Below are 24,962 nucleotides of genomic sequence, written 5' to 3' on the forward strand. Positions count from 1 at the left end.
ATCAGATCAGCCAGCCGTCGCCGCTGGTGCTGGTGAAATCCAGCTGCACGATCAAATCATTGTAATCGTGGTCGCCGCCGCCGGCCAGATCCTCCCAGCCCCAGGTGTTGAGCCCGTAGCTCCACAGATGGGTCACGCCCGCGCCGTCGGCCTGCTCATTGGCCTGCGCGAACCCCCAGAAGGTGTTGGCCCCGTTGGTGAGCTTCATGGCGATGATGTCGCCGGTATTGACCCTGGTAATCTCGGTCTGGGCGTAATTGCCCCAGCCCGGGCCGTCGATGGAGGTCTGTCCGTCGACGGTGTGATAGGCGCGGGCCTGCGCCGCGTCGGCATAGCCGGCCGCGCCCGGCGCGAGGCCGCCGATATCGCCGTTCAGATCATCCACCTTGTAGAAGGTCAGGTGGGTCTCGTCGGCGCCGTTCTGGCGCAGGCGCACCACCACGTCCTGGCTGTTGGCGCCGCCGGCGGTCTCGGCGATGGCGACGGGGCGGGCGAGCGTCACGGCGGCATCCTCGGTTCCGAACGCGGCGAACCCGAAGGTCGAAGTGAGCGCGGCCTGGTAGAGCGCCAGGGCATCCGTGCCTGAGGTCGCGGAGAGGGCGGCACCGTTCGCCACATGGATCGAGCCGGGGGTTGCCTGCCCGACGCCATCGAAGACACGCACCAGATCGGGATCGAAATCGCTTTGCAGGGATTGTTGGGCGAGCCGGCTGGTCCAGGCCAGATCGCCGCCGCCGCCTTGGGCCGTGAAGCTTTGGCCGCCGGCCGAAAGGGAGAAGCTGCCGTCCATCCCCTGGGATTGCACCAGCAGGGTCTGGCTCGCGTCACTCACCGCGTGGGTGGTGTCGACGATGCCGAGCACGGCGGGCGCATCGGAATAGATCTGCGCATGGGCGATGGCGGTCAGGGCTCGGGCGAGCAGCAAGCCGTTCGGGGAGCCGAGCCCGGTGGTGTAATCATAGCCCGACTCGGCATCGAACCCGAGGCCGGTTGGAACGACATAATCGCCGCTGTTCTCGTCCAAGACCGCGCCCGGGGTGTCTTTCGTCGCCACATAATAGGTGGAGATGTTGTTGCCGAGCGAGATGTCGTTGAACGCGCCGGGGGCAATGGCGGCGGCCATATAGAGCAAGTCGTTATAATAGCCGAGCTGCGGCAGATGCTGGTTCTCGAAAACAGCGTCGAACTGTGCCGTCAACGAGGCCCAGAGCGGCGTTGCGGCGCTGGTGCCGCCGTCCCCGTGGGTGAGGGTCCCGGTGCTTGGATCGTTCAGGTAAGAGGCGCTGAGCACATAATAAAAGGCATTCCCCGATGCGAGCGCCGACACGTCCGGCGCACCGCGGCCGGTCGCAACGGTGGGGCCGATGCTGGTGGGGGTGAGGCCGAAATCGGTCTGGTAGCTCGGCGTGCCCTGGGTGGTGTCGACGCCGCCGCTGCTGGAATTGTTGGAGCTGTAGGAGGGACTTAATTCGCCCTTACCCGATTTGGAATAGCTGAAGTAATAATTGTTCCAGGTGGTCTCGAACAGGCGGAGCAGCGGGTCGGTCTGGGTCGGGTCACTGTTCGCAACCATGTTGGTGGGGAGCGTGGTCAGGCCGGCGGCGGTCATCGCCATCAGCAGATCCAGGTTCGGCGTATCGGACATCACTTGCGCGACCAGATCGCTCGCGGGCACCCCGGTGGCGAGGGTCGGGTCGGACTGCGCGCTGGCCAGCGTGCTGATGGACGTCCCGCCCACCACGATGGTGGTGGAGACCGTGTGCGAGGTTCGCAGCAAGGGGCTGCCGCTGCCATATTCAGTCTGCGAGCCACCGTCGCCGGACGAGAGAAACACCGACATGTTGCGCAAGGCCGCGTCGGTGAACAGATCCGAATAGGCAAGATAGAAAAGCGAATTGGGTGTTGGCTCGGCATCTTCCGGGAACGAGGAGGTGAGGATGCCGGGATTATTCACCAGATCCCAGATGGCTTGCTGGTATGAGGTAAAATGCGTGTCGCCGACGAAACTATAGAGCAGCTGGGTGCTGTTCGGGGCGGCGGATGCGACCACCGATATGTCGAGGGCCGTTTCATCGATGAAGCCGGTCCAGCCGGTGGGATCGGCACCTGGCAAGACCTGGAATTGCTCCGCCGTCATGGCCGGCAGATTGAGCGCGGCGCGATAGGCGTTGATGCCGGCGAGAAGCGTCGCGGGATCCTGCGTGGGGGGTTCGACGAGCGCGATGGCGGGTGTGGCGATGCTGGAATCGAGCGGAAAATTATAGGCATCGGCGATCACGGCCGGCGTGGAAACGACCGCGTTGCCGCCATTGCCAATGCCCTGGTCGCCTGTCGGCGGCGTATAAGCGGAAACGCCGGTCGCCACGGCGGGCGTCACGACGGAGACGTTCTGATCCACCCACAGTCCGCGCACGCTGCCGAAAATCGATTCAGGCAGGGACAGATTGCCGGCCCATGCATAGAAGACGTCGCTTCCGTCCGCGACCGTCAGCAATGGCGTGTTGAAGAGGCTTTCGAACTGGGCCGGTGTCAGTTGGAGCCAGACGGTGCGGGACTCGGCCGAGGAAATATAGCCGGGGTCGGTCAAGAGCGCGCTTGCGCCAATCCCGTTCGCAGGGGCGTTGATATAATCGATGACCGCCTGATAGGTCAGCGGGTTCGCGCCATAGGTGTTCCAGACCTCGGTCTGGCTCGCCAGAGCGACTTGCCGTTCCGCCCAGGAGCTTTCCAGCAGGGCGGTTGGATCATTCTCCCGGTTCAGCGTCAGCGCCACATTAATGAGCGCGTCTGTCCCGGTCGCGGCGGTGACGCTGGTGGCACCGTAGAGCGACCTGAAGAGAGCGTCGGTCTGGGTGCCGGCGCGCGCGTCCGTAAACTGTTGGTTGGTGGCGAGCTGGAACGCATTCGCGTCTAGGAAGCTGGAATTGTCGACGACGTCGTAAGTAATCGCGACCATGGATCGTGTGCTCCCCCGCACCCCGAAAAACCGCAGTCACCTTAAGCTTGGACCTACCGCGATGGAACCGGAGTTCCGGCCATACGCACCAATTTTACCACACCATCGCACCGCAGCAACAGTTTGAGCGGAAACCGATGTTGATGCGAGGTGAGCCGAGAACAGGCGCGATGAGCGACAAATGCGGGCTCAGTGCGCGCGGGAGATGCAGAAATCCACGGCTTCCATCAAGGCGTCCTTGGCCCCGCCCGGCGGGAACAAGGCGAGGGCGTCCTTGGCGATGGCGCCATAATGACGCGCCCGCTCGATGGTATCCACCAGCGCGCGATGCTTGGTGAGCAGGTGGATGGCCTGTTCGAGCTCGGCATCCTCGCACGCGTTCTGCTCCAGGCTGCGCTGCCAGAAGGCGCGTTCCTGCGCATCGCCCCGGCGGAAGGCGAGCACCACCGGCAAGGTGATCTTGCCCTCGCGGAAATCATCGCCGACATTCTTGCCGAGCTTGGCTTGGCTGCCGCCATAGTCCAGCGCATCGTCCACGAGCTGGAAGGCGATGCCGAGGTTCATGCCGTAGGAGCGGCACGCGCCTTGTTCCGGTTTCGGGCGGGCGCCCAGCACCGCGCCGACTTCGCACGCGGCGGCGAACAATTCGGCCGTCTTGCCGCGGATCACGGCGAGATAATCATCTTCCGAGGTCTCGGTATTCTTGGCGGCGGCGAGCTGCATCACCTCGCCCTCGGCGATCACGCAGGCAGCGTTGGAGAGGATGTCGAGGCATTGCAGCGAGCCCACCTCCACCATCATTTTGAACGCCTGGCCGAGCAGGAAGTCGCCCACCAGCACGCTCGCCTCATTGCCCCACAGCTTGCGGGCGGCGAGCTTGCCGCGCCGCATGTCGCTCTCGTCGACCACGTCGTCGTGCAGCAAAGTGGCGGTGTGCATGAACTCCACCGAGGCGGCGAGCTTCACATGGCCTTCGCCGCGATAGCCGCTGAGCGCGGCGCAGGCGAGGGTCAGCATGGGGCGCAGCCGCTTCCCGCCACCCGAGATCAGGTGGTTCGCGACCTCGGGGATCATCGCCACATCCGAGCCGGTGCGGGCCAGAATGGTGGCGTTCACGCGCTCCATGTCCCCCTTCACCAGGCGGACGAGGGCCTCGATGGATGGGTCGGTCGGCTCGAACGGAAGGACGACGGCCAAGAAACGCTCCCGCTTGTCATTCTGTGGGCGGCACCATAGGGATGGCGATGGGTGCCGTGCAAGCGTGAGGCGTACCCGGAACGCCGCCCCGGCGCAAATCCGACGGAGAATTGATGCGCGATCTGGTGCGGACCAATGATCTGGTGCTGATTTCCGCCATCGAGGCGCTGCTGACCGCCGCCGATATCGGCCATATGGTCGCGGACAGCTATGTGAGCGCGCTGGAAGGCTCCATCGGTGTCATTCCTCGCCGGGTCCTGGTGCTGGACGAGGACCTCGCGCAGGGACGCCGCCTGCTGCGAGAGGCGGGCCTCGGCGACGTGCTGTGCGATTAGCCCGTTTGCGCGCGGAGCGGACGCTGGTTCACATGAAAAACACGCGCCTGGACAATGAGATAGGGCCTTTTCCCGTTGCCCTGAACCGGGCACGCACCCGAGGCTTGGCCGCATGAGCCCCGAGCCTTTACCGCCCGCTGTGACACAGGACCGCGTGCTGGGCGGGCGGCTCGTGCTGTGCCAGCCGGAAAAGGGCCATCGCGTGGGCCATGACGCCATTCTGCTCGCCGCCGCCGCGCCGCGCGAGGCCCGCCGCCTCGCCGATTTCGGCGCCGGGGTGGGCAGCGCGGGCCTCGCCGCCTTGCTGCATTTGCCGCAGGCCGAGGCGGTGCTGGTCGAGATCGACCCGGCGCTCACTGATCTTGCCGGGCGGAACGTTGTGGCCAACGGGTTTTCCGAGCGCTGCGCCGTGGTGTGTGCCGATGTGCTGGCCCTCGCGCGGCCCGGCGGGCCGCCGCGTCCCGCCGCCGATAGCCTCGACCTGGTGCTGGCGAACCCGCCCTTCAATGCCACGCAGGCCCACCAGACCTCCCCCGACGCGGGCCGCGCGCGCGCCCATATGGCCGATGCCGAAACGCTGAGGGACTGGGCCACCGCCGCCTATCGCTGCCTCGCGCCGGGCGGCACGCTCGCCATGATCCTGCGGCCGGAGGATCTTTCCGCCCTGCTTGCGGCGCTGGAGGGCCGGTTCGGCGCCGTGCGGCTGCTGCCGGTTCATCCCCGGCCGGAGGCTCCGGCGGTGCGGCTGATCGCCCGCGCCATCAAGGGGCGCCGCACGGCGCCTGCGATCCTGCCCGGCCTGATCCTGGCGGAGGCGGACGGCGCGCCGGGCGCGCGGGCCCAGGCGATCCTGAGCGACGGCGCGGCGCTCGACATGGGATAGGCGTGCGGGGGCGAGGCCGTTCACCGGCTGGCTTTGCGGCAACAAGGGCGATTGCCCTTGCCGTTGCGACCGCGCACCATGAATTCACCGGAATGTGCCCCGACACAGGTGTTCATGGACGATTCCTTCCTCGCCTCCCTGCAAAGCGGCTTTCGCCGCCTTCTGCCCGCCCGCTGGCGCAATGACCTGACGACGGTGCCGGTGGTCCGCCTTTCCGGCACCATCGGCATGAGCGCGCCGTTCCAGCAGAGCCTGACGCTCGCCGGCGTCGCCAAGACGCTGGACCGCGCGTTCGCGGTGAAGAAGGCGCCCGCGGTGGCGCTCATCATCAATTCGCCGGGCGGCGCGCCGGTTCAGTCCCACCTCATCCACAAGCGCATCCGCGCCTTGGCCGAGGAGAAGGAGAAGCATGTCTTCGCCTTCGTGGAGGATGTGGCGGCCTCCGGTGGCTATATGATCGCCTGCGCGGCGGACGAGATCTTCGTCGATCCCTCTTCCGTGGTCGGCTCCATCGGCGTCATCTCCGCCGGCTTCGGCTTCGACAAGCTGATCGAGCGCTTCGGCATCGAGCGGCGCGTCCACACCGCCGGCACCCGCAAGATGATGCTCGACCCGTTCCAGCCCGAGCGGGAAGAGGATGTGGAGCGGCTGAAGGCCTTGCAGCGCGAGATCCACCAGATGTTCGCCGACCTCGTGCGCCGCCGGCGCGGCCCGGTGCTGTCGGGCGAGGACGAGATGTTGTTTTCCGGCGAGTTCTGGGCCGGCGCGCAGGCGCTTTCGCTGGGGCTCGCGGACGGCATCGGCGATCTGCGGGAGATTCTCCAGGCGCGCTACGGGCGCGCGGTGCGCACGCCGCTGATCACGGCGCCGGGCGGCTGGCTCGGACGGCGCGTGCCGGGCGTGGGCAGCGCGCTGCCCTCCGCTGGCGCTGCCGGGGCGGGGCTGGCCCAGGGCCTCGCGGGCGTTGCCGAGGAACGGGCCCTGTGGGCGCGCTACGGGCTGTGATCGTCAAGCAAGGGGAAAGGCCATGCCTGCGTTTCTGATCGTCATGCTGGGCGCCGTGGGCGCGGTGGCCGCCGCGCGGTTCCTGGCGCGCGAGGGGCGCCGCGTCAGCGAAACCATGGATGCCCATCGCGCGACCGGCGGCCAGACGTCCGCCGCCGGGCCGGTGGATCAGGAAAAGGTCCAGGTGCTGGTGCGTGATCCCAAGACCGGCACCTATCGTCCTCGCCAAGGCTAAGGCGGATCGACATTCTGCGGCGTGGTGGATGGCCGAGGCGCCGGACGGCAGGTGAGCGCCATGGTCTTTCCTTCACCGGTCGTCGTCTTTTGCCCACCATGGCCGGGCGCGTCCCGGCCGTTTACGCCGGGCCGAACCTGCGGGCCTTGAAGAGCCGGTGCCAGCGGTGTCGCGGGGATCCCCGGGACCCGCCCTCAAATGACGGGGATACACCGCTACCGACAATGACCGACTCCGACTCCGGCGCCACGCGTGGACATGCTGATCGTCTGTTCGGGGTAGATGTCCATGTACGGCGCGCCTTCCCTCACTCGTAAGACGGTCCTCGTGATTGTTGCGCGCCGTCGATTGCTGTAAGCTAACGGTGTCGCGAAAAATGACAGCCTGTCCGCAGGCCGTCGCATGCATCCTGGCCAGCGTCTCGCGCGGCCAGGCCAGCGTCTCCCAAACCAACCGCCTGACCAAAAGGCCATCGCTGCGATCAGAGCCCTTGGGTGCTGCTGGCAAGCGACGGCAGGAGCGCGACCATGCTTAACCCCATAACGATCATCGGCGCCGGCCTCGGCGGCCTGACCCTCGCCCGTGTTCTGCATCTCCACGGCATCCCGGCGACAATCTACGAAGCTGAGGTCTCTGCGAGCGCAAGAACGCAGGGAGGATTGCTCGATATCCACGAGCACAACGGCCAGATCGCCCTCAAGGCCGCAGGACTTTTCGAGACCTTCCTCGGCCTCGTTCGACCCGGCGAAGACGCCAAGCGGATCGTCGACAAGGACGGCCATATCCTCTTCGACAAGCCCGGGAGCCATGGAGGGGATCGTCCCGAAATCGACCGGGGCGATCTGCGTCAGATGCTAATCGACGCCCTTCCGCCTCAAGCGATCAAATGGGGTCACAAGGTCATCGCCATCGAGCCACGCGGAGAAGGGCGGCACGAAATCATTTTCGCCAACGGTTCCGCAGCCGTATCGGACCTGCTCGTGGGCGCCGACGGCGCTTGGTCGAAGGTCCGCCCGCTACTTTCGGACGCGACGCCCGGCTACACTGGCACCTCGTTCATCGAGACGACCGTGTTCGATGGCGATACGCGCCTCAAGGCCAGCGCCGACGCGATCGGCGACGGCACTCTGATGGCCGTCACGCAAGGCAAAGGCGTCCTCTCGCACCGCTATGCCGATGGAACGCTTGGTTCCTACGTCGCCCTGAACAGGCCGGAGGCTTGGTTCGCAACCCTGGACTTCGCCGATGCAAGAGCCGGTCTTGCCCATGTCGCCGAACAGTTCGCGGGTTGGGCGCCTCAACTGACCGCCCTGATTACGGAGAGCGACACAACCCCCATTCTGCGCCCCATCTATGCGCTTCCCGTCGGTCATAGCTGGAAGCGCACGCCTGGCCTGACCCTGGTGGGCGACGCGGCGCATCTGATGTCCCCCTTCGCGGGGGAGGGGGCCAATCTCGCCTTGCTTGACGGCGCTGAGCTCGCCCAAGCGATCATCGCCACGCCGGATGACATCGACGCCGCGCTCGCAGCGTACGAGAGCAAGCTGTTTCCCCGAAGCGCGGATGTCGCCGATGAGACCGCCCGCAACCACGAGCGGTTCTTCGGCGTCGATGCGCCTCACAGTGTGGTTGCTCTCTTCAATCGCGGTCAGGTAGAGGGCGTCGGCGCTCCTAAGCCGCCGGCTTCGTGATGACGATCTTGAATGTCCGCGACGGTTCGAAGTCCGCCGTAACGCCCGACGGCAAGCAGACCTTCAGATCGCCGCCGCCAGGAATTGTCGGCTTTGGGGAATACACGCCCGTGCATGACGAGGATCTGCTGCAACGGCGTCAAGCCATGAATGGCGATCGGTCCCAGGCTGTCTCCGCCAGGGGGCGAGGCGTGCGGCGGACGGAAATGCGCGGAAACGTTTCTTCCCCAACGTTACAGGGAATTCACTGAACCCAAGGTCACGTGCCGCTTATCCTTGGCGCCAGTCGGGCTTAGGGCCGCGTGGCGGATCGGTGATGCTTCAGAAATCGGAACAGGCGGGGGTGTTCGCGCCACCTGCCGGGAAACGGCGCGGGCGGCGCGCCTGGTGGATCGCCGGGGCGGTCGCGGTGCTGGCGGGGGCGGGCGGCTATTATGCCTACGGCCTTTCCGGCGCGACTGCGACGCCGGGCCTCGCCACGGTGCCGGTGGTGCGCGGCGACATCCAGCAGACGGTGACCGCGCTCGGCACCATCAAGCCCAAGACCTATGTGGACGTGGGCACCCAGGTGTCGGGCCAGTTGCGCAAGGTCCTGGTGGCCATCGGCGACGGGGTCCAGAAGGGCCAGTTGGTCGCGCAGATCGACCCCACCGTCTACCAGACCAAGGTGATCGGCGATCAGGCGCAGCTCGACAATCTGAAGGCGCAGCTCGCCCAGCAGCGGGCCCAGCTCGACCTCGATAAATTGCGCGACGACCGCGCCACGCGCCTGCTCGCCAGCAAGGCCGGCAGCCAGGATACGGCGGATGCCGCCGCTGCCACAGTGCGCATCGGCGAAGCCAAGATCGCGGCGCTGCAAGCCCAGATCAAGCAGACTCAGGCGACTCTGGACGGGGATGTCGCCAATCTCGGCTACACCGAGATCTTCGCGCCCATCACTGGCACCGTGGTTTCCATCACCTCGGTGGAGGGCCAGACGCTGAATGCCAACCAGACCGCCCCCATCATCCTGCGCGTCGCCGATCTCGACACCATGCAGGTGTGGGCGCAGGTGGCCGAGGCCGATATTCCCAAGGTGAAGGTGGGCATGGAGGTGTATTTCACCACGCTCGGCATGCCGGACCGGCGCTTCACGGCGAAAGTGGTGCAGGTGCTGCCGACGCCCGACACGGTCAACGACGTGGTGCTCTACAACGTGCTGATCGACGTGCCGAACCCCGAGCGGCTGCTGATGACCTCCATGAGCGCGCAGGTGTTCTTCATGCTCGGCGGCGCGAAGGATGCGCTGCTGGTGCCGCCGAGCGCGGTGCGCCCGGTGGCCCGCGGCGGCAGCAAGCGCGAGGCGCGCAACGAAGCCACCGTCCGCGTGCTGGTGAATGGCGAGGTGCAGACCCGCGCCGTGAAGACCGGCCTCTCCAGCCGCACCCAGGTGCAGATCACCGAAGGGCTGAAGGAGGGCGAACTTGTCGTCACCTCGGCCGATCCCTCGGCGCAGCGCGTGACGCGCGGCCCCGGCATGCCGCCGCCGCCGTTTTGAGCATCCTCGCGCGCGCCGGCGCTCCGGCAGGATCCCTTGACGCGGCCAAAGGCACGGCCGCGCCCATCGCGGATGCATCCGCGTCCGTCCATGAGGGCATCGGCGAGCCGGTGCTCGACCTCAGCCACATCAGCCGCATCTATCCGAGCGGGGAAAGCGTGGTGCGGGCGCTGGACGATATTTCGCTCGCCATCCGGCCGGGCGAATATGTCGCCATCATGGGCCAGTCCGGCTCCGGCAAGTCCACCTTGATGCACATCATCGGCTGCCTGGACCGGCCGGACCGCGGCAGCTACCGCGTGCTCGGCCGCGACATCGCGGAGCTGGATGCGGACGAGCTGGCGGCCCTGCGCTGCCGCACCTTCGGCTTCGTGTTCCAGCGCTACAATCTCCTGCCCGCCATCTCGGCGGAGGAGAATGTGGAGATTCCCGCCATCTATGCCGGCCGTCCCAAGGCCGAGCGGATCGCCCGCGCCAAGGCCTTGCTGGGCCGGCTGGGACTCGCGGAGCGGGCGGAGCATCGCCCCTCCCAGCTCTCGGGCGGCCAGCAGCAGCGGGTCTCCATCGCCCGCGCGCTGATGAACGAGGCGCCGGTGATCCTCGCCGACGAACCCACCGGCGCGCTCGACAGCCATTCCGGCGAAGAAGTGCTGCGCCTCTTGAAGGACCTGAACCGCGAGGGCCGCACCATTCTGCTGATCACCCATGATCCGCAGGTGGCCGCCCATGCGGACCGGATCGTGCGGTTGCAGGACGGGCGCATCGTCTCCGATGAGCGCCCCGCCCCGCCGCCCGCGCAAACGCCGCTCGCCAGCCATCGCATGCAGGTGCGCAACCAGTTCCTGCCCGACCTCGGAGAGGCGGTGAAGATGGCGTTCCGCTCCATGCACGCCAATCTGTTCCGCACCCTGCTGACCCTCTTGGGCGTGATCATCGGGGTTGCGGCGGTGATCGCCATGCTGGCGATCGGCCAGGGCAGCAAGCAGGCGGTGCTGGATCGCATCGCCTCCATGGGCACCAATCTGCTGGTGGTGCGGCCCGGCGCGCCGGGGGTGCGCTCCACCGGTTCCAACGCCTCGCTGGCCTATGAGGATGCGCTCGCCATCGCGGCGGACATTCCCAATGTGCGGGCGGTCTCCCCGGAACGCTCCACCACCGCCACGGCGCGGGTGGGCAATATTGATTATGCGACCTCGATCCAGGGCACCGGGCCGGGCTATGTGGTGGCGCGCGACTGGGGGATGCGGGATGGCGCCATGTTCACCGAGGCGGACGTGGAGGGCTATGCGCCGGTGGTGGTGCTCGGCGCGACCGTGGCGAAGGTGATGTTTCCTGGCGTGGGGAACCCCGTGGGCCGCTACATTCTCATTAAGAACGTGCCGTTCGAGGTGCTGGGCGTATTGGCGCCGCGTGGGGCGAACGCCTTCGGCATGGACCAGGACGATCTCGTCCTGATGCCCATCTCCACCGCCTTCATGCGGGTGTTCGGCCGCCGGTTCCTCGGCGCGGTGACGATCGCGGTGGAGGATGTGGCGCGGATCGACGAGACGCAGGAGGCGATTTCCGTGCTGCTGCGCCAGCGCCACCGGGCGGAGGATTTCCAGATCCGCAACACCTCCTCGATCCTGGAGATGGCCACCGCCACGTCCGATACCTTCACCCGCCTGCTGGGCTCGGTGGCGGCGATCTCGCTGCTGGTGGGCGGCATCGGGGTGATGAACATCATGCTGGTCAGCGTCACCGAGCGCACCCGCGAAATCGGCATCCGCATGGCGACCGGCGCGCGGCGGTCCAACATCATGCTGCAGTTCAACACCGAGGCGCTGGTGATCTGCGGCGCCGGCGGGCTCGTGGGCGTGGTGCTGGGGCTCGGCACGGCCTTGCTCTTGAAGACCCTCGGAACCCAGGTGGCGTTTTCCGCAGGTCCGCCCTTGCTGGCGTTCGGCTGCGCCTTCCTCACCGGCCTGCTGTTCGGCTATCTGCCGGCCCGCAAGGCCTCGCGGCTCGATCCCGTGGCGGCCCTCGCCTATGAGTGAGGGCGTGCCCGGCGCGTTTGCAGCAAAGCATCGTCATGCACGGGCTTGTCCCGTGCATCCACGCGGCCCCGCCGGTGCCAGCCTTTCAAGGCCAGCGCGGGGGGCCCCGGCCATGACGAAAGAAAAAGAACGACCCAAAGACGACGGAAAAGGAAGCGCCCCGTCTCGGGTCCCGGCGTGGTCCGGACTGGCAGGTCGCCTATGAGTGGGGACACTCGCGGGTGATGGCCGCGCTCTGGGGGGCGCCGCCCTTGGTGGTTTTGGCGGGCGGGGCATCGTCATTGGCCGGCGGCGAGAGCCGGGCGGCGACGGCGCCGCCGGCCGCGGCCGGGATCGGCGAGGCCATCGGCGGCATGACCGGAGCGGCCCCGAGCGGGGCGGCCTCAAGCGGGGCAGCCTTCGTCCCTGCGGCCTGCTCCGCCTCGCGTGCCTTTTCTACCTCGCGTGCCTTGGCATCCTTGCCCGCCTTGCGGCTGCGCGCGGCCTCCTGCTGGATCGAATAGAGCCCGGCTCCCACCACCAAAATGGTGCCGATGGTGGCCCAGCTGTCCGGCACATGGCCGAAGATGAAATAGCCGTAGATCAGCGCCACCGGCACCATCACATAGCGCAGCGGCGAGACCACCTGCACCGGGGCGTGGCGGAACGCATAGACCAGCAGCAGATTGCCGAACGCGAAGGTCGCGCCCGCCGCGACGATCAGCGCGCCGCCCGCGAGCGTCGGTATGCTCCACGGCTCCCAGGCCGCGAAGGCGGCGCCGGTGACCCCGAGCGCGATCGTGCTGGAGAGCACCACCACGCCGCCCGGCACATGGGCGCCGATACCGCGGGTGACGATATCGCGCAGCGACCCGCAGGTGGCGGCGATCAAAGGCAGGATGGCGAACAAAGAGAAGGTCGCGGGATCGGGATGGGCGACGACGACCGCGCCGGAAAAGCCGATGGCGATGGCGATGGCGCGCTTCAGCCCCACCTTCTCGCCCAGCAGGGGCACGGCGAGCGCGGTGGTGATGAGCGGGGCCGCCATATAAATGGTCGTGGTGGTGGAGATGGGCAGCACCGCCAGCGCGATCACATAGAGGAAGGTGGTCGCCGAATCGAGGCTGGATCGGGCGATCACCTTGGGCCGGAACGCGCCCAGCGCATGGCGCAGTTCACCGGTGAAAGCCAGCAGCGCGAGCACGAACAGCGTCGCGAACACCGAGCGCGCGCCCAGCACTTCGCCCACCGGCAGATGCTGGGTGGCGAGCTTCAGCATCATGTCGTTGGTGATGAACAGCATCATGGCGGCGATCATGGCCGCGATGCCGCGCAGGGTGGGGGACATCCGGGGCAAGCTCATGCCGCGTCCCCCGCAAGGCGGGGCTGTCGCGCCGCGCGGGGGGCGGCGATGGCGAATGCGCGGGCGATGTCGGGGCGGGTCGGCATTTCTGCCTCGTTCGTGGGCAATGTCCCACAGACCTAACCGATTTGACCTGTCCGCGCCGTTGCCGATTGCGCGGAGCGCAAGGCCAAGTCCCTCGCCCCTGGCATGGGTGCGCCATGGCGGTGCCGCAATGTAAAATGGTTTCCTAACCGCCGGTTGGAAATTTCAGATCCGGCATCGCCGCGATCACCGCCCTCATGCCCGGCCTTATGCCGGGCATCCACGCAGAGCCGCCCGTGCCAGCGGGGACAAACCTGCCCCGGCCGTGCCGCGTGGATGGCCGGGACAGGCCCGGCCATGACGACGGGAAGCGCCGGAGGAGGCTGCGACCGTTCGCCGGGCGAACTTTTTAACCGCCGGTGGTGCTCATGTGCCGGTGGACCGCCGGCTGGCGGGTCTGGCGGTCGATGACGAAGTCGTGGCCCTTGGGCTTGCGGAAGATCGCCGCGTCGATGGCGGCCTGGAGCACGCCGTCGTCGGGCGAGGCGCGCAGCGGGGCGCGCAGGTCGGCGGCGTCTTCCTGGCCGAGGCACATGAACAGCGTGCCGGTGCAGGTGACGCGCACGCGGTTGCAGCCCTCGCAGAAATTATGGGTCAGCGGGGTGATGAGGCCTAGCCGCCCGCCGGTCTCCTTCACCTCCAGATACCGCGCCGGTCCGCCGGTGCGATAATCGATGTCGGTGAGGGTGAAGCGCTGCGCGAGCTGTTCGCGCACCTGCGAGAGCGGGAGATATTGGTCCACCCGCTCCGCGCCGACTTCGCCGAGCGGCATCACCTCGATCAGGGAGAGGTCGTGGCCCTCGCCGTGGCACCATTCCATGATGGAGGCGATTTCGTGCTCGTTCACATCCTTGAGCGCGACCGCATTGATTTTCACATGGATGCCGGCGGCCTTGGCGGCGCGCACGCCTTCCAGCACCTTGCCGAGATCGCCCCAGCGGGTGATGGCGCGGAATTTCTCCGCATCCAGCGTGTCGATGGAGACATTGATGCGCTTGACCCCGCAGGCGGCGAGGTCGGCGGCATAGCGGGCGAGCTGGGAGCCGTTGGTGGTGAGGGTGAGTTCTTCCAGCCGGCCGGTGTCGAGATGGCGCGAGAGCGAGCGGAACAGGGTCATCACGTCGCGCCGCACCAGCGGTTCGCCGCCCGTGAGGCGCAGCTTGCGCACGCCGCGCGCCACGAAGGCCGTGCACAGCCGGTCCAGCTCCTCGAGCGTCAGCAGATCCTGCTTGGGCAGGAAATTCATGTGCTCGGACATGCAATAGACGCAGCGGAAATCGCATCGGTCGGTGACCGAGACCCGCAGATAGGTGACCGCGCGGCCGAAAGTATCCACCAGCGGGCTCAGCGCGCCGGCGGCGCTTCCGCCGCGATCGATGATGTCTCTGAAGGGTGCGCTCACCTTATGCTCCGATTCCCCATGGCTTATGCTCAACCGCTCTGACGTCGGCTTGAACCTGCATTATATCGTATGCCCGGCACCAAATCATAGGCCCGCGCGATCAACACTCGCTGACCGGCCCGCGCAGGAGAGCAACATGACATCGGCCGACCCCGCCGCGCCCGAGACCTGGCCCACGGAAGTGCGCCTGATCCACGACAAGCACGCCCTTCAGGTGAGCTTCGACGATGGCTCCAGCTTCACCTTGCCGGCCGAATATCTGCGCGTGGAAAGCCCATCCGCCGAGGTGCAGGGCCATGCGCCGCATGAGAAGATCACCGTGCCCGGCAAGCGCGCGGTGCGCATCGTCGCGGTGGAGCCGGTGGGTGCCTATGCGGTGCGCCTCGGCTTCGACGACGGCCACGGCACGGGCCTTTATACGTGGCCTTTGCTGCGCACCCTCGGCCTGGAGCAGGAACAGCGCTTTGCGGCCTATCTCGAAGCCTTGCAGGCGCAGGGGCTGTCGCGGGGCTAGAGCGCGATCAGCCTTAGTTCCTCAGGACAGCCCGCCGATGACGCCGTGTGCATCCACGAAGATGTGCTCGGCCGCCGGCACCGAGGGCAGGCCGGGCATGGTCATGATGTCGCCCGCCAGCGCCACCACGAAGCCGGCGCCGGCGGAAAGGCGCACCTCGCGCACGGGCAGGATGTGATCGCTCGGCGCATTGCGCGCCTTGGGGTCGGCCGAGAAGCTGTATTGCGTCTTGGCCATGCACACCGGCAGGGCGCCGAAGCCGGCCGCTTCCAGCTCGGCGAGGCGCGCGGCGGCGGTGGCGCTGAAGCTCACGCCGCCGGCATGATAGATGCGCTTCGCCACGGTCTCGATCTTCTGCGCCAGCGGCATGGCGTCGGGATAGAGGGGCGCGAAGGCATTGGGGCGCGCGGCGAGCGCCACCACCTCGTGCGCCAGCGCCTCGGCCCCGGCGCCGCCGTCCGCCCAATGGGTGCACACATGCACATTGACGCCGAGCGCGGCGAGGGTGGAGCGCACCACGTCCACCTCGCGCGGAGTGTCGGAGGTGAAGCGGTTCAGCGCCACCACCACCGGCACGCCGAAGCCGCGCATGTTCTCCACATGGCGCACCAGATTGTCGATGCCGGTATGGACGGCGCCGAGATTCTCGGCGGAAAGCTCTTTCACCGCCACGCCGCCGTGCATCTTCAACGCCCGGATGGTGGCGACCACCACCACCGCGTCGGGGGCAAGGCCCGCCTGGCGGCACTTGATGTCCATGAATTTTTCCGCGCCGAGATCCGCGCCGAAGCCGGCTTCGGTCACCACATAATCGGCCAGCGCCAGCGCGCTGCGGGTGGCGATCACGCTGTTGCAGCCATGGGCGATGTTGGCGAACGGCCCGCCATGCACCAGGGCCGGCGTGTGCTCCATGGTCTGCACCAGATTGGGCTGGAACGCATCGCGCAGCAGCGCCACCATGGCGCCGATGCCCTTCAGTTCGCCGGCCGTGACCATGCGGCGGCCACGGGTCTGGCCGATCACCATGCGGGCGAGGCGCTCTTCCAGCTCCGGCAAGGACTTGGCGAGGCAGAAGATGGCCATCACCTCGCTCGCCACCGTGATGTCGAACCCATCCTCGCGCGGAAAGCCGTTGGGCGCGCCGCCGAGGCCGGTGACGATCTCGCGCAGCGCGCGGTCGTTGAGGTCCAGCACGCGCCGCCAGCTGATGCGCCGGGCGTCGAGGTCCAGGGCATTGCCCCAATACATGTGATTGTCGATCAGCGCGGACAGCAGATTGTGCGCGGCGCCGATGGCGTGGAGATCGCCGGTGAAATGCAGGTTGATGTCCTGCATGGGCACGATCTGCGCCCGCCCGCCGCCGGTCGCCCCGCCCTTGGAGCCGAAGCAGGGGCCGAGCGAGGGTTCGCGCAGGCACACGGCGGTGCGCTTGCCGATGCGGGTGAGGGCATCGCCGAGGCCGATGGTGGTGGTGGTCTTTCCCTCTCCCGCCGGGGTCGGGCTGATGGCGGTGACGAGAATCAGCTTGCCCGGTTTCGCGTCCGCGCGGCTCGGGGCGATGGCGCCGTTCCCGTCCGTGAGGGTGCGCACGAAATCCTGCGAGAGCTTGGCCTTGTGCGGGCCGTAGCGAAACAGCGCGTCGGCGGGAATGCCGAGCTTCGCGCCCACCTGCTCGATCGGCAGGGGCACGACGCTTGCGGCGATGGCGGCATCGCTTGTGGGGTCGATCTGGCGTGCCGTCGTCTGGTGCATGCGGGTGTTTCCCGGTTTTACGTCACAAGCGCTCTAGCCGGGAGTTGCAGAGGCGGCAAGCCTTGGCCGGCCGCAGGGGTGTCAATGGCGCCTTATTTTGCGCATGCGCGACGCTATCCAGGGCGAATGCTGCCCCGCCGCGCCGTGCCGGCGCGTGTGCCGCGACCTCGTGCGTCGCCTCGTGTGCCACGCCTGTTGTCCCATCTCCCTGTCCCACCCGCCGCGTCATACCCTTGTTTGCATTGCACCGCGGCGGCGGAGGGAGCAAGGTCGCGGCGCGAGGACCAGGAACGCCGGCGTGACGCCAGCGTCACACCGTCCCGCTAAACCATCGCCATCGGCCCCCGTTTTGCGTGCGGGCCGCATCGAGCTTGAGGGATAGAACCATGCTGAAGGGTAAGGTCGCCGTCGTTACCGGGTCCACCAGCGGTATCGGGCTCGCTTATGCGCGCGCCTTCGCGGAGCAGGGCGCGAACGTGGTCATCAATGGCCTCGGCGATGCCGCCGCCATCGAGGCCGAGCGCACCAAGATCGAGAGCGACTTCGGCGTCAAGGCGCTCTATTCCGACGCCAACATGCTCAATGCCGAAGAGATCGGCGGCATGGTGAAGCTCGCCGAGACCGAGTTCGGGGCCTGCGACATCCTGGTCAACAATGCCGGCATCCAGCATGTGGCGCCGATCGAGGAATTCCCGATCGAGACCTGGAACACGATCATCGCGATCAATCTCACCGCCGCCTTCATCGCCACCCGCGCCGCCATCCCCGGCATGAAGGCGAAGAAGTGGGGCCGCATCATCAATACCGCATCGGCCCATGCGCTGGTCGGCTCGCCCTTCAAGTCGGCCTATGTGGCGGCCAAGCACGGCATCGCCGGCCTCACCAAGGTCACGGCGCTGGAAACCGCCACCTTCGGCATCACCTGCAACGCCATCTGCCCGGGCTATGTGTGGACGCCCCTGGTGGAGAAGCAGATTCCCGACACCGCCAAGGCGCGCGGCATGACGGAAGAGCAGGTGAAGCGCGACGTGATCCTCGCCGCCCAGCCCACCAAGGAATTCATTACGGTGGAGGAAGTGGCGGCGCTGGCGGTGTTCCTGGCCTCCGACAATGCCCGGTCCATCACCGGTTCCATGCAGCAGATCGACGGCGGCTGGGTCGCCGAATGAGGGTCCTGCGGCGGGAGCCGGTCCGATGAGATTGCGCGGCCGATCCAAGGGCGCCACTCCGGACGCGGCCGCCGCCGCAGAGTCTTTGCCGGGAACCACGGCCGGCGGGGTGCAATCCCCCGCCGGCATGGCCCGAGACCCGGCCTCAGACGCGGCGGAGATCGCGGCGAGCAAGGGACCGGAGAAGGCACCTAAGGGCACCGGCGGGAAGAGCTCCAAGGCCTCCGCCACCAAGGCATCGAGTCCGAAGACGTCGGGCGCCAAGGCGTCCGGAGCGAAGTCTTCCGGCGTCAAGTCGATTTCCCTCGCGCTCCAGGGCGGCGGCGCCCATGGGGCCTTCACCTGGGGCGTGGTGGACCGCATTCTCCAGGAAGACCGGCTGGCCATTTCCGGCATATCCGGCACCAGCGCCGGGGCGATGAACGCGGTGGTGCTCGCTTCCGGCCTTGCCAAGGGCGACCGCGAGCAGGCGCGCGGCGCGCTGACCCAGTTCTGGCGCGACGTCTCCCGTGACGGGCGCATGTCGCCGATCCAGCGCTCGGCCTTCGATCGGCTGATGGGAAACTGGTCGCTCGCCAAGAACCCGGCCTATCTCGCCATGGAAGTCGCGGCCCGGTTCTTTTCCCCTTATGATTTCAACCCGTTGAACATCAATCCGCTGCGCGAGATCATCGACGCCCATGTGGATTTCGAGGCGATCCGCGCCTCGGACGTGAAGGTGTTCATCTCCGCCACCAATGTGCACACGGGGCGCGCGCGCATCTTCGGCCACGCGGAGATGACCGCCGACGCGGTGATGGCCTCGGCCTGCCTGCCGTTCCTGTTCCAGGCGGTGGAGATCGACGGCGTGCCTTATTGGGACGGCGGTTACATGGGCAATCCGCCGCTGTTTCCGCTCTATGAGAAGGCGGATGCGGACGACATCGTCCTGGTGCAGATCAATCCCGTGGTGCGTGAGCAGACGCCCCGCACGGCGGCTGAAATCCAGAACCGCATCAACGAGATCACCTTCAACGCCTCGCTGCTCTCCCAATTGCGCGCCATCGACCACGCGACCCAATTGATCGAGCAGGGGCTGTTGACGCGCTGGACCCTGGGCGGCTCGGGCTATCGGCGGGTGCGCCTGCATCGCATCGGCACCGACCAATTGGTGGATTTCGACCTCTCCTCCAAGCTCAATGCCGAATGGGCGTTCCTGCAACACCTGCGGGACGTGGGGCGCAAGGCGGCCGAGGATTTCCTCGCCGCCCATTTCGACGACCTCGGCAAGCGCTCCACCCTCGACCTGCGGCTGGAACTGGCGGATTAGGACGGATTGCTCGTCCCGGTTCGGGGCGGCGCCACGTCGAGGCGCCGGACGTCGGGTGCGTGCGATTGTCTTTCTTTCACCAGCCGTCATGGCCGGGCTCGTCCCGGCCATCCATGCCGGGCCGCCGGCACGGGCCTTGAAAAGCTGGCGCCAGCGGCGCCGCGTGGATGCACGGGTCGAGCCCGTGCATGACGAGGATCTGCTGCAACGTCGTCAAGCCAGGAAGGCGATCCACGGGAGGACCGAACGCGGACCCACAGCCCCGGTCCGGCGTGGCTCCCCGCCCTCAGCCGGGATCGCGGAAGCGGTTGGTGATGGGATAGCGGCGGTCGCGGCCGAAATTGCGCACTGTCACCTTCACCCCAGGCGCCGCCTGCCGGCGCTTGTATTCGGCAAGGTTCAGCATGCGGTCCACCCGCTTCACTAGAGCCGCGTCGAACCCTTCCGCCACCAATTGCGCCACCGAGGTTTCCGATTCCACCAGCCGGGCGAGGATGGCGTCGAGCACCTCATAGGGCGGCAGCGAATCCTGGTCCTTCTGGTTCTCGCGCAATTCGGCGGTGGGCGGCTTGTCGATCAGGCGCGGGGCGATCACCTCGCCGTCCGGGCCGAGCGCGCCCACCGGCTTCCAGCGATTGCGCAGATGGGAGAGGCGGAACACCTCGGTCTTGTACAGATCCTTGATGGGATTATAGCCGCCGTTCATGTCGCCATAGAGCGTGGCGTAGCCGGTGGACATTTCCGACTTGTTGCCCGTGGTCACCACCATGGGGCCGAACTTGTTGGAGATCGACATCAGCAGCGTGCCGCGCACGCGGGACTGAAGATTCTCCTCCGTCACATCCTTCTCGCGGCCGGCGAACAGAGGCGCGAGCATGCCTTCCAGCGCTTCCACGGCCGGGGCGATGGGGACGATATCGTAGCGCACGCCGAGCTTTTCGGCCACTTCCGCCGCATCGACGAAGCTGTCGGGCGAGGTGTAGCGATAGGGCAGCATGATGCAATGGACCTTGTCCGGTCCGAGCGCATCCACCGCCATGGCGGCGCAAATGGCGCTATCGACCCCGCCGGAAAGGCCGAGCACCACGCCGGGAAAGCCGTTCTTGGTCACATAATCCCGCAGCCCGAGGACGCAGGCGGCATAATCGGCCTCGTCGCCCTCGATCCGGTCGGCCAGCGGCGCCTCGATGCAGCGCCAGCCATTGGCGAAGCGCTCCCACACCGTGAGGCGCACGCGCTCCTGGAAGCCGGGGAATTGCATGGCGAGGGTGCGGTCGGCATTGAGCGCGAACGAGGCGCCGTCGAACACCAGTTCGTCCTGGCCGCCCACCTGGTTCACATAGAGCAGCGGCAATCCGCTCTCCACCACGCGCGCCACGGCGATGTTGGCGCGCTCGTCATAGACCGAGCGGCGATAGGGCGAGCCATTGGGGACGATGAGGATTTCCGCGCCGGTCTCGGCGAGGCATTCCACCACGTCCGGACCCCAGATGTCCTCGCACACCGGCACGCCGAGCCGCACGCCCTTGAACGGGATCGGGCCGGGCAGGGGGCCGGGCACGAACACGCGCTTCTCGTCGAACACGCCGTAATTGGGCAGGTCCACCTTGTAGCGGATCGCGGCGATGCGCCCCGCCTCCAGCAGCAGCACGGCATTGTGGAGCCGGCCGTTGTCCACCCAGGGCGCGCCCACCAGCAGGGCCGGGCCCTCGGCGCTTTCGGCGGCGAGCGCCTCGATGGCCTGCCGGCAGGCCTGCTGAAACGCCGGCTTCAGCACCAGGTCCTCGGGCGGATAGCCGCACAGGAACAATTCGCTGAACACCACGAGGTCGGCGCCCTGCGCCTTGGCCTCGTCGCGCACCGCGCGGATGCGCGCGGCATTGCCCGCGACATCGCCGACCACGGGATTGAGCTGGGCGGCCGCGATCAGCAGCCGGTCTGCGGGGGCGGGAGAAGCAGGTTCGATCATGGCATCGCAGGTTTAGCCGCCGCGGGGCGCGGGCGGAAGGGGTGAAGGATCAGGACGAAGCGGGAAAGCCGTGCGTCTGCCGCAACCCCTCGGCGAGCGCGATGCCGGCGGACACAGCCACATTGAGCGAGCGCAGGCCGGTACGCAGGGGAATGAGCAGGCGCGCATCGGCGCTCGCGTGCACCTCCGGCGGTACGCCGGCCGACTCGCGCCCGAACAGCAATACATCTTGCGGGGAAAACGCGAACTCAACGTAAGGCGTCGCCCCGCGCGTGGTGAAAAGCACCAGCCTTCGCCCCTCCGCGCGCCGCCAGTCCTCGAAGGCCGCGAACGAATCGTGCCGTACAAATTCCACATGGTCGACATAATCCATGCCGGCCCTGCGGAAGGCGGCGGCGCCGAGCGGAAACCCCGCCGGCTCGATGAAATGCACGGGAACGCCAAGGCACGCGCCGGTGCGCAGACAGGTTCCCGCATTCTGCGCGATGTCTGGACAATAAAGGGCGAGGATCATGGGGTCGCGGTCTCCGCAGGGCAAATATGGCCAGATCTTGCCAGGGTTCAGGCAGAAGCAGGACCGCGTGCCGCATGGCGGCGATCTGGACAAGGGCAAAAGAGGGTGCAATTAGAGGCACTCGAAGGTGGCTCTTTGCGTAAGCGGAGCTGTCACATTCGACCTCGCGTCGCGCGCGGCCCGGCCTGGGATTCCCGTGCAACGATTATCCCGCAGGAACTGCGCGCCGCGATGGTCTGATCGGACAGACGAGTGAGGACAAGCGCCGTGGCACATACGGAGACGTCGGGAACCAACCGCCGGGACTTCCTTTATATCGCGACCGGCGCTGTCGGCGCGGTGGGAGTGGCCGGCATGATCTGGCCGTTCGTCTCCCAGCTGCAGCCGGATGCCTCCGTGCTCGCGCTCTCCACCACCGAGGTGGATTTGTCGCCGATCCAGGAAGGCCAGATCGTGACCTTCATGTGGCGCGGCAAGCCGATCTTCGTGTTCAACCGGCTCGCGAAGGATGTGGAACTCGCCCGCGCCGTGCCGCTCAACCAGCTGATCGACCCGCAGACCGACCAGGACCGTGTGAAGGCCGGCCACGACAAATGGCTCGTGGTGATCGGCATCTGCACCCATCTCGGCTGCGTCCCGCTCGGCCACCAGGGCAATTACGACGGCTGGTTCTGCCCCTGCCACGGCTCGCAATATGATTCGTCCGGCCGCGTGCGCGTCGGGCCGGCGCCGCTGAATCTGGCGGTGCCGCCGTACACTTTCGTTTCTGACTCCAAGATCGTGATTGGCTGACGCGCGGTCGTCGCCCGCTCAAAAAAGGTTGGACCCATGGAAGGACATTCCACCTACCAGCCCCAGGGAAAGATCGCGCGCTGGTTCGAGAGCCGGTTGCCGATCATGGGGCTCATGCATTCTTCGGCGGTGTCGTATCCGACCCCGAAGAATCTGAACTATTGGTACACGTTCGGCGCCATCCTCACGATGATGCTGGGGGTGCAGATCCTGTCCGGCGTCGTGCTGGCGATGCACTACACGGCGTATGCGCCGATCTCCTTCGCCCGTGTCGAGCACATCATGCGCGACGTGAGCTTCGGCTGGCTGCTGCGCTACATCCACGCCAACGGCGCCTCGATGTTCTTCATCGCGGTCTACATCCACATTTTCCGCGGCCTCTATTACGGCTCCTACAAGGCGCCGCGCGAGGTGCTGTGGATCCTCGGCGTGATCATCTACCTGCTGATGATGGCCACCGCCTTCATGGGCTATGTGCTGCCCTGGGGCCAGATGTCCTATTGGGGCGCCACCGTCATCACCAACCTCTTCTCAGCCATCCCGGTGGTCGGCACGGTGATCGTGGAATGGCTGTGGGGCGGCTATTCGGTCGGCGACCCGACCCTGAACCGCTTCTTCGCGCTGCATTATCTGCTGCCCTTCATGATCGCGGGCGTCGTGATCCTGCACATCTGGGCGCTGCACCACGTGGGACAGAACAATCCCGACGGCGTGGAAGTGAAGAGCGTCGCCAAGGACACCGTGCCCTTCACCCCGTACGCGACGGTGAAGGACATCTTCGGCATGGTGGTGTTCCTGCTGTTCTTCTCCTACTTCATCTTCTACATCCCGAACTACATGGGCCATCCGGACAATTACATTCCGGCCAACCCGCTCTCCACCCCCGCGCATATCGTGCCGGAATGGTACTTCCTGCCCTTCTACGCGATCCTGCGCTCGATCCCGGACAAGCTCGGCGGCGTGCTCGCCATGTTCAGCGCCATCGCGGTGCTGGCCTTCCTGCCCTGGCTTGACACCTCCAAGGTGCGCTCGGCCCGCTATCGTCCCCTCTACCGCCAGTTCTTCTGGATCTTCGCGGTGGTGGCGGTGGGCCTCGGCTATCTCGGCTCGCAGCCTGCGGAGGGCGGTTTCGTCATCGCCTCGCGCATCCTGACGGCCTATTATTTCATTCACTTCCTCATCATCCTGCCTCTGCTCGGCCTGTTCGAGCGCCCGAAGCCGCTGCCGGCCTCCATCGCGGACGCCGTCCTGGCGCGCAATGGCGCCACGGTGGTTGCGGGCGCGGCCGCCCCGCAGACCAAGGGCTGAGCGAGCACGCGGAGAGAGAGATGATCAAGCGCAGTATCCTCTTCGGTGCCGTTGCGGCGGCCCTCGTGTTCGGCGCGCCGGCACGGGCCGCCGAAGGCGGGCACGACGACCTTCCCCACCGGGAATCCTGGTCGTTCGCCGGCCCCTTCGGCAGTTTCGACCAGGGGCAGCTCCAGCGTGGCTTCAAGGTGTTCCGTGAAGTCTGCGCCAGCTGCCACTCGGCCAATTTCTTCTATTTCCGCAACCTGGCGCAGCCCGGTGGCCCCGGCTTCAGCGAAGCCCAGGCCAAGGCGGTGGCGAGCGAATACCAGATCACCGACGGGCCGAACGACCAGGGCGAGATGTTCCAGCGCCCCGGCCGCCTCTCGGACCAGTGGCCGGCGCCGTTCCCGAACGATCCGGCCGCGCGCGTCGCCAATGGCGGCGCCCTGCCGCCGGACTTTTCGGTGCTCGCCAAGGCGCGCGCCAGCCATGTCGGCTTTCCCGGCTTCATCTTCGACGCCTTCACCCAGTATCAGGAAGGCGGCGTGGACTATATCCACGCGCTGCTGACCGGCTATGTGGAGCCGCCGGAAGGCATGAAGGTGCAGCCCGGCCTGCACTACAACAAATATTTCCCCGGTCACCAGATCGCCATGCCCAAGCCCATCAGCGACGGGCAGGTGGAATACACCGACGGCACGCCCGCGACGCTGGATAATTATTCCCGCGACGTGTCGGCCTTCATGATGTGGATGGCCGAACCCCATCTCGACGCGCGCAAGCGCATCGGCTTCCAGGTCATCATCTTCCTGTTCGTGTTGTCCGGCCTGCTCTACTTCACCAAGAAGAAGGTCTGGAAGGACGTGGCGCACTAAGCGCCGCTTCCGCCACCGAGAAGACCGAAGGGCCCCCATGCGGGGCCCTTTTCTTTTGGGTCGGTCAACCTGCGA

General features: G+C 66.9%; 21 protein-coding genes. 13 read left to right on the top strand and 8 right to left on the bottom strand.

Translation table 11 applies throughout. The features are described from left to right. Nucleotide 1: 1 nt before the first annotated feature. The gene (locus tag V5G24_RS04870) at nt 2-2,956 is read right to left on the bottom strand and encodes a DUF4114 domain-containing protein (RefSeq protein ID WP_394080092.1); all 2,955 of its coding nucleotides are present in this window, start codon (nt 2,954-2,956) and stop codon (nt 2-4) included. Nucleotides 2,957-3,145: 189 nt separating this feature from the next. Then, nucleotides 3,146-4,153, bottom strand: coding sequence for a polyprenyl synthetase family protein (locus V5G24_RS04875; protein WP_394080094.1), 1,008 nt, complete (start codon nt 4,151-4,153; stop codon nt 3,146-3,148). A 113-nt stretch (nt 4,154-4,266) separates the two neighbouring features. Here V5G24_RS04875 and V5G24_RS04880 point away from each other — a divergent pair, with 113 nt between their 5' ends. From V5G24_RS04880 to V5G24_RS04910, 7 genes are all read left to right on the top strand, one after another. Beyond that, on the top strand, nt 4,267-4,488 hold the full coding sequence (locus V5G24_RS04880) for a putative signal transducing protein (RefSeq protein ID WP_394080096.1): 222 nt from the start codon (nt 4,267-4,269) through the stop codon (nt 4,486-4,488). 112 nt (nt 4,489-4,600) lie between these two features. Beyond that, on the top strand, nt 4,601-5,371 hold the full coding sequence (locus tag V5G24_RS04885) for a tRNA1(Val) (adenine(37)-N6)-methyltransferase (protein ID WP_394080098.1): 771 nt from the start codon (nt 4,601-4,603) through the stop codon (nt 5,369-5,371). Between the two features lie 114 nt (nt 5,372-5,485). Further along, entirely contained in the window at nt 5,486-6,376 is an 891-nt protein-coding gene (locus tag V5G24_RS04890) for a S49 family peptidase (protein ID WP_394080100.1), read from the top strand. Nucleotides 6,377-6,398: 22 nt separating this feature from the next. Continuing rightward, complete coding sequence (locus tag V5G24_RS04895) at nt 6,399-6,611, top strand: hypothetical protein (protein ID WP_394080102.1); 213 nt, start codon at nt 6,399-6,401, stop codon at nt 6,609-6,611. 527 nt (nt 6,612-7,138) lie between these two features. Beyond that, the gene (locus tag V5G24_RS04900; protein ID WP_394080104.1) at nt 7,139-8,302 is read left to right on the top strand and encodes an FAD-dependent oxidoreductase; all 1,164 of its coding nucleotides are present in this window, start codon (nt 7,139-7,141) and stop codon (nt 8,300-8,302) included. A 316-nt stretch (nt 8,303-8,618) separates the two neighbouring features. Next, a complete protein-coding gene (locus tag V5G24_RS04905) occupies nt 8,619-9,839 on the top strand; it encodes an efflux RND transporter periplasmic adaptor subunit (protein ID WP_394080106.1) in 1,221 nt (406 codons plus the stop codon). A 65-nt stretch (nt 9,840-9,904) separates the two neighbouring features. Then, nucleotides 9,905-11,875 carry a MacB family efflux pump subunit gene (locus tag V5G24_RS04910; RefSeq protein ID WP_394080361.1) on the top strand — a complete coding sequence of 657 codons (1,971 nt, stop codon included), beginning with the start codon at nt 9,905-9,907 and terminating at the stop codon, nt 11,873-11,875. A gap of 199 nt (nt 11,876-12,074) precedes the next feature. Here the strand turns inward: V5G24_RS04910 and V5G24_RS04915 are convergent, their stop codons facing one another. Together V5G24_RS04915 and moaA are read right to left on the bottom strand one after the other, a co-directional pair. Continuing rightward, on the bottom strand, nt 12,075-13,217 hold the full coding sequence (locus V5G24_RS04915; protein WP_394080108.1) for a DMT family transporter: 1,143 nt from the start codon (nt 13,215-13,217) through the stop codon (nt 12,075-12,077). 433 nt (nt 13,218-13,650) lie between these two features. Further along, complete coding sequence (gene moaA, locus V5G24_RS04920; protein WP_394080110.1) at nt 13,651-14,703, bottom strand: GTP 3',8-cyclase MoaA; 1,053 nt, start codon at nt 14,701-14,703, stop codon at nt 13,651-13,653. A gap of 136 nt (nt 14,704-14,839) precedes the next feature. On the opposite strand from moaA, the gene V5G24_RS04925 reads away from it, so the two are divergent. Continuing rightward, a complete protein-coding gene (locus tag V5G24_RS04925) occupies nt 14,840-15,217 on the top strand; it encodes a gamma-butyrobetaine hydroxylase family protein (RefSeq protein ID WP_394080112.1) in 378 nt (125 codons plus the stop codon). 21 nt (nt 15,218-15,238) lie between these two features. On the opposite strand, the gene V5G24_RS04930 is transcribed toward V5G24_RS04925, so the two are convergent. Next, nucleotides 15,239-16,969, bottom strand: a complete 1,731-nt coding sequence (locus tag V5G24_RS04930; RefSeq protein ID WP_394080114.1) for a formate--tetrahydrofolate ligase — start codon at nt 16,967-16,969, stop codon at nt 15,239-15,241. 386 nt (nt 16,970-17,355) lie between these two features. On the opposite strand from V5G24_RS04930, the gene V5G24_RS04935 reads away from it, so the two are divergent. Continuing rightward, a complete protein-coding gene (locus tag V5G24_RS04935; protein ID WP_394080116.1) occupies nt 17,356-18,138 on the top strand; it encodes a 3-hydroxybutyrate dehydrogenase in 783 nt (260 codons plus the stop codon). A 25-nt stretch (nt 18,139-18,163) separates the two neighbouring features. After that, nucleotides 18,164-19,447, top strand: coding sequence for a patatin-like phospholipase family protein (locus tag V5G24_RS04940; RefSeq protein ID WP_394080118.1), 1,284 nt, complete (start codon nt 18,164-18,166; stop codon nt 19,445-19,447). A gap of 76 nt (nt 19,448-19,523) precedes the next feature. On the opposite strand, the gene V5G24_RS04945 is transcribed toward V5G24_RS04940, so the two are convergent. The 3 genes from V5G24_RS04945 to V5G24_RS04955 all read right to left on the bottom strand — a co-directional run bounded on the left by V5G24_RS04945 (nt 19,524) and on the right by V5G24_RS04955 (nt 21,930). Further along, a complete protein-coding gene (locus V5G24_RS04945; RefSeq protein WP_394080120.1) occupies nt 19,524-19,664 on the bottom strand; it encodes a hypothetical protein in 141 nt (46 codons plus the stop codon). Between the two features lie 69 nt (nt 19,665-19,733). Then, nucleotides 19,734-21,416, bottom strand: coding sequence for an NAD+ synthase (locus tag V5G24_RS04950; RefSeq protein ID WP_394080122.1), 1,683 nt, complete (start codon nt 21,414-21,416; stop codon nt 19,734-19,736). A gap of 49 nt (nt 21,417-21,465) precedes the next feature. After that, nucleotides 21,466-21,930 (bottom strand): tRNA (cytidine(34)-2'-O)-methyltransferase, encoded by a 465-nt coding sequence (locus V5G24_RS04955; RefSeq protein WP_394080124.1) that lies wholly within the window; start codon nt 21,928-21,930, stop codon nt 21,466-21,468. Nucleotides 21,931-22,197: 267 nt separating this feature from the next. On the opposite strand from V5G24_RS04955, the gene petA reads away from it, so the two are divergent. Genes petA through V5G24_RS04970 form a run of 3 tightly spaced genes read left to right on the top strand, consistent with a single transcriptional unit; the run spans nt 22,198 to nt 24,887 of the window. Then, nucleotides 22,198-22,722: a ubiquinol-cytochrome c reductase iron-sulfur subunit gene (petA, locus tag V5G24_RS04960; protein ID WP_394080126.1), complete on the top strand. Its 525-nt coding sequence runs from the start codon at nt 22,198-22,200 to the stop codon at nt 22,720-22,722. Nucleotides 22,723-22,758: 36 nt separating this feature from the next. Next, complete coding sequence (locus V5G24_RS04965) at nt 22,759-24,030, top strand: cytochrome b (RefSeq protein WP_394080128.1); 1,272 nt, start codon at nt 22,759-22,761, stop codon at nt 24,028-24,030. Nucleotides 24,031-24,050: 20 nt separating this feature from the next. Further along, entirely contained in the window at nt 24,051-24,887 is an 837-nt protein-coding gene (locus V5G24_RS04970; protein ID WP_394080130.1) for a cytochrome c1, read from the top strand. The last annotated feature ends 75 nt before the right edge of the window (nt 24,888-24,962 follow it).

Source organism: Roseixanthobacter finlandensis (genome assembly GCF_043195105.2).
In the GTDB taxonomy this organism is placed as follows: domain Bacteria; phylum Pseudomonadota; class Alphaproteobacteria; order Rhizobiales; family Xanthobacteraceae; genus NCEH01.

Excerpts from the sequence above, each read along its gene's own strand:
- V5G24_RS04925 (WP_394080112.1), top strand. The coding sequence starts at position 14,840 with ATGACATCGGCCGACCCCGCCGCGCCCGAGACCTGGCCCACGGAAGTG.
- V5G24_RS04895 (WP_394080102.1), top strand. The coding sequence starts at position 6,399 with ATGCCTGCGTTTCTGATCGTCATGCTGGGCGCCGTGGGCGCGGTGGCC.
- V5G24_RS04940 (WP_394080118.1), top strand. The coding sequence starts at position 18,164 with ATGAGATTGCGCGGCCGATCCAAGGGCGCCACTCCGGACGCGGCCGCC.
- V5G24_RS04955 (WP_394080124.1), bottom strand. The coding sequence starts at position 21,930 with ATGATCCTCGCCCTTTATTGTCCAGACATCGCGCAGAATGCGGGAACC.
- V5G24_RS04930 (WP_394080114.1), bottom strand. The coding sequence starts at position 16,969 with ATGCACCAGACGACGGCACGCCAGATCGACCCCACAAGCGATGCCGCC.
- V5G24_RS04915 (WP_394080108.1), bottom strand. The coding sequence starts at position 13,217 with ATGAGCTTGCCCCGGATGTCCCCCACCCTGCGCGGCATCGCGGCCATG.
- V5G24_RS04950 (WP_394080122.1), bottom strand. The coding sequence starts at position 21,416 with ATGATCGAACCTGCTTCTCCCGCCCCCGCAGACCGGCTGCTGATCGCG.
- V5G24_RS04935 (WP_394080116.1), top strand. The coding sequence starts at position 17,356 with ATGCTGAAGGGTAAGGTCGCCGTCGTTACCGGGTCCACCAGCGGTATC.
- V5G24_RS04900 (WP_394080104.1), top strand. The coding sequence starts at position 7,139 with ATGCTTAACCCCATAACGATCATCGGCGCCGGCCTCGGCGGCCTGACC.
- V5G24_RS04970 (WP_394080130.1), top strand. The coding sequence starts at position 24,051 with ATGATCAAGCGCAGTATCCTCTTCGGTGCCGTTGCGGCGGCCCTCGTG.
- V5G24_RS04890 (WP_394080100.1), top strand. The coding sequence starts at position 5,486 with ATGGACGATTCCTTCCTCGCCTCCCTGCAAAGCGGCTTTCGCCGCCTT.
- V5G24_RS04880 (WP_394080096.1), top strand. The coding sequence starts at position 4,267 with ATGCGCGATCTGGTGCGGACCAATGATCTGGTGCTGATTTCCGCCATC.
- V5G24_RS04965 (WP_394080128.1), top strand. The coding sequence starts at position 22,759 with ATGGAAGGACATTCCACCTACCAGCCCCAGGGAAAGATCGCGCGCTGG.
- V5G24_RS04885 (WP_394080098.1), top strand. The coding sequence starts at position 4,601 with ATGAGCCCCGAGCCTTTACCGCCCGCTGTGACACAGGACCGCGTGCTG.
- V5G24_RS04870 (WP_394080092.1), bottom strand. The coding sequence starts at position 2,956 with ATGGTCGCGATTACTTACGACGTCGTCGACAATTCCAGCTTCCTAGAC.
- V5G24_RS04905 (WP_394080106.1), top strand. The coding sequence starts at position 8,619 with ATGCTTCAGAAATCGGAACAGGCGGGGGTGTTCGCGCCACCTGCCGGG.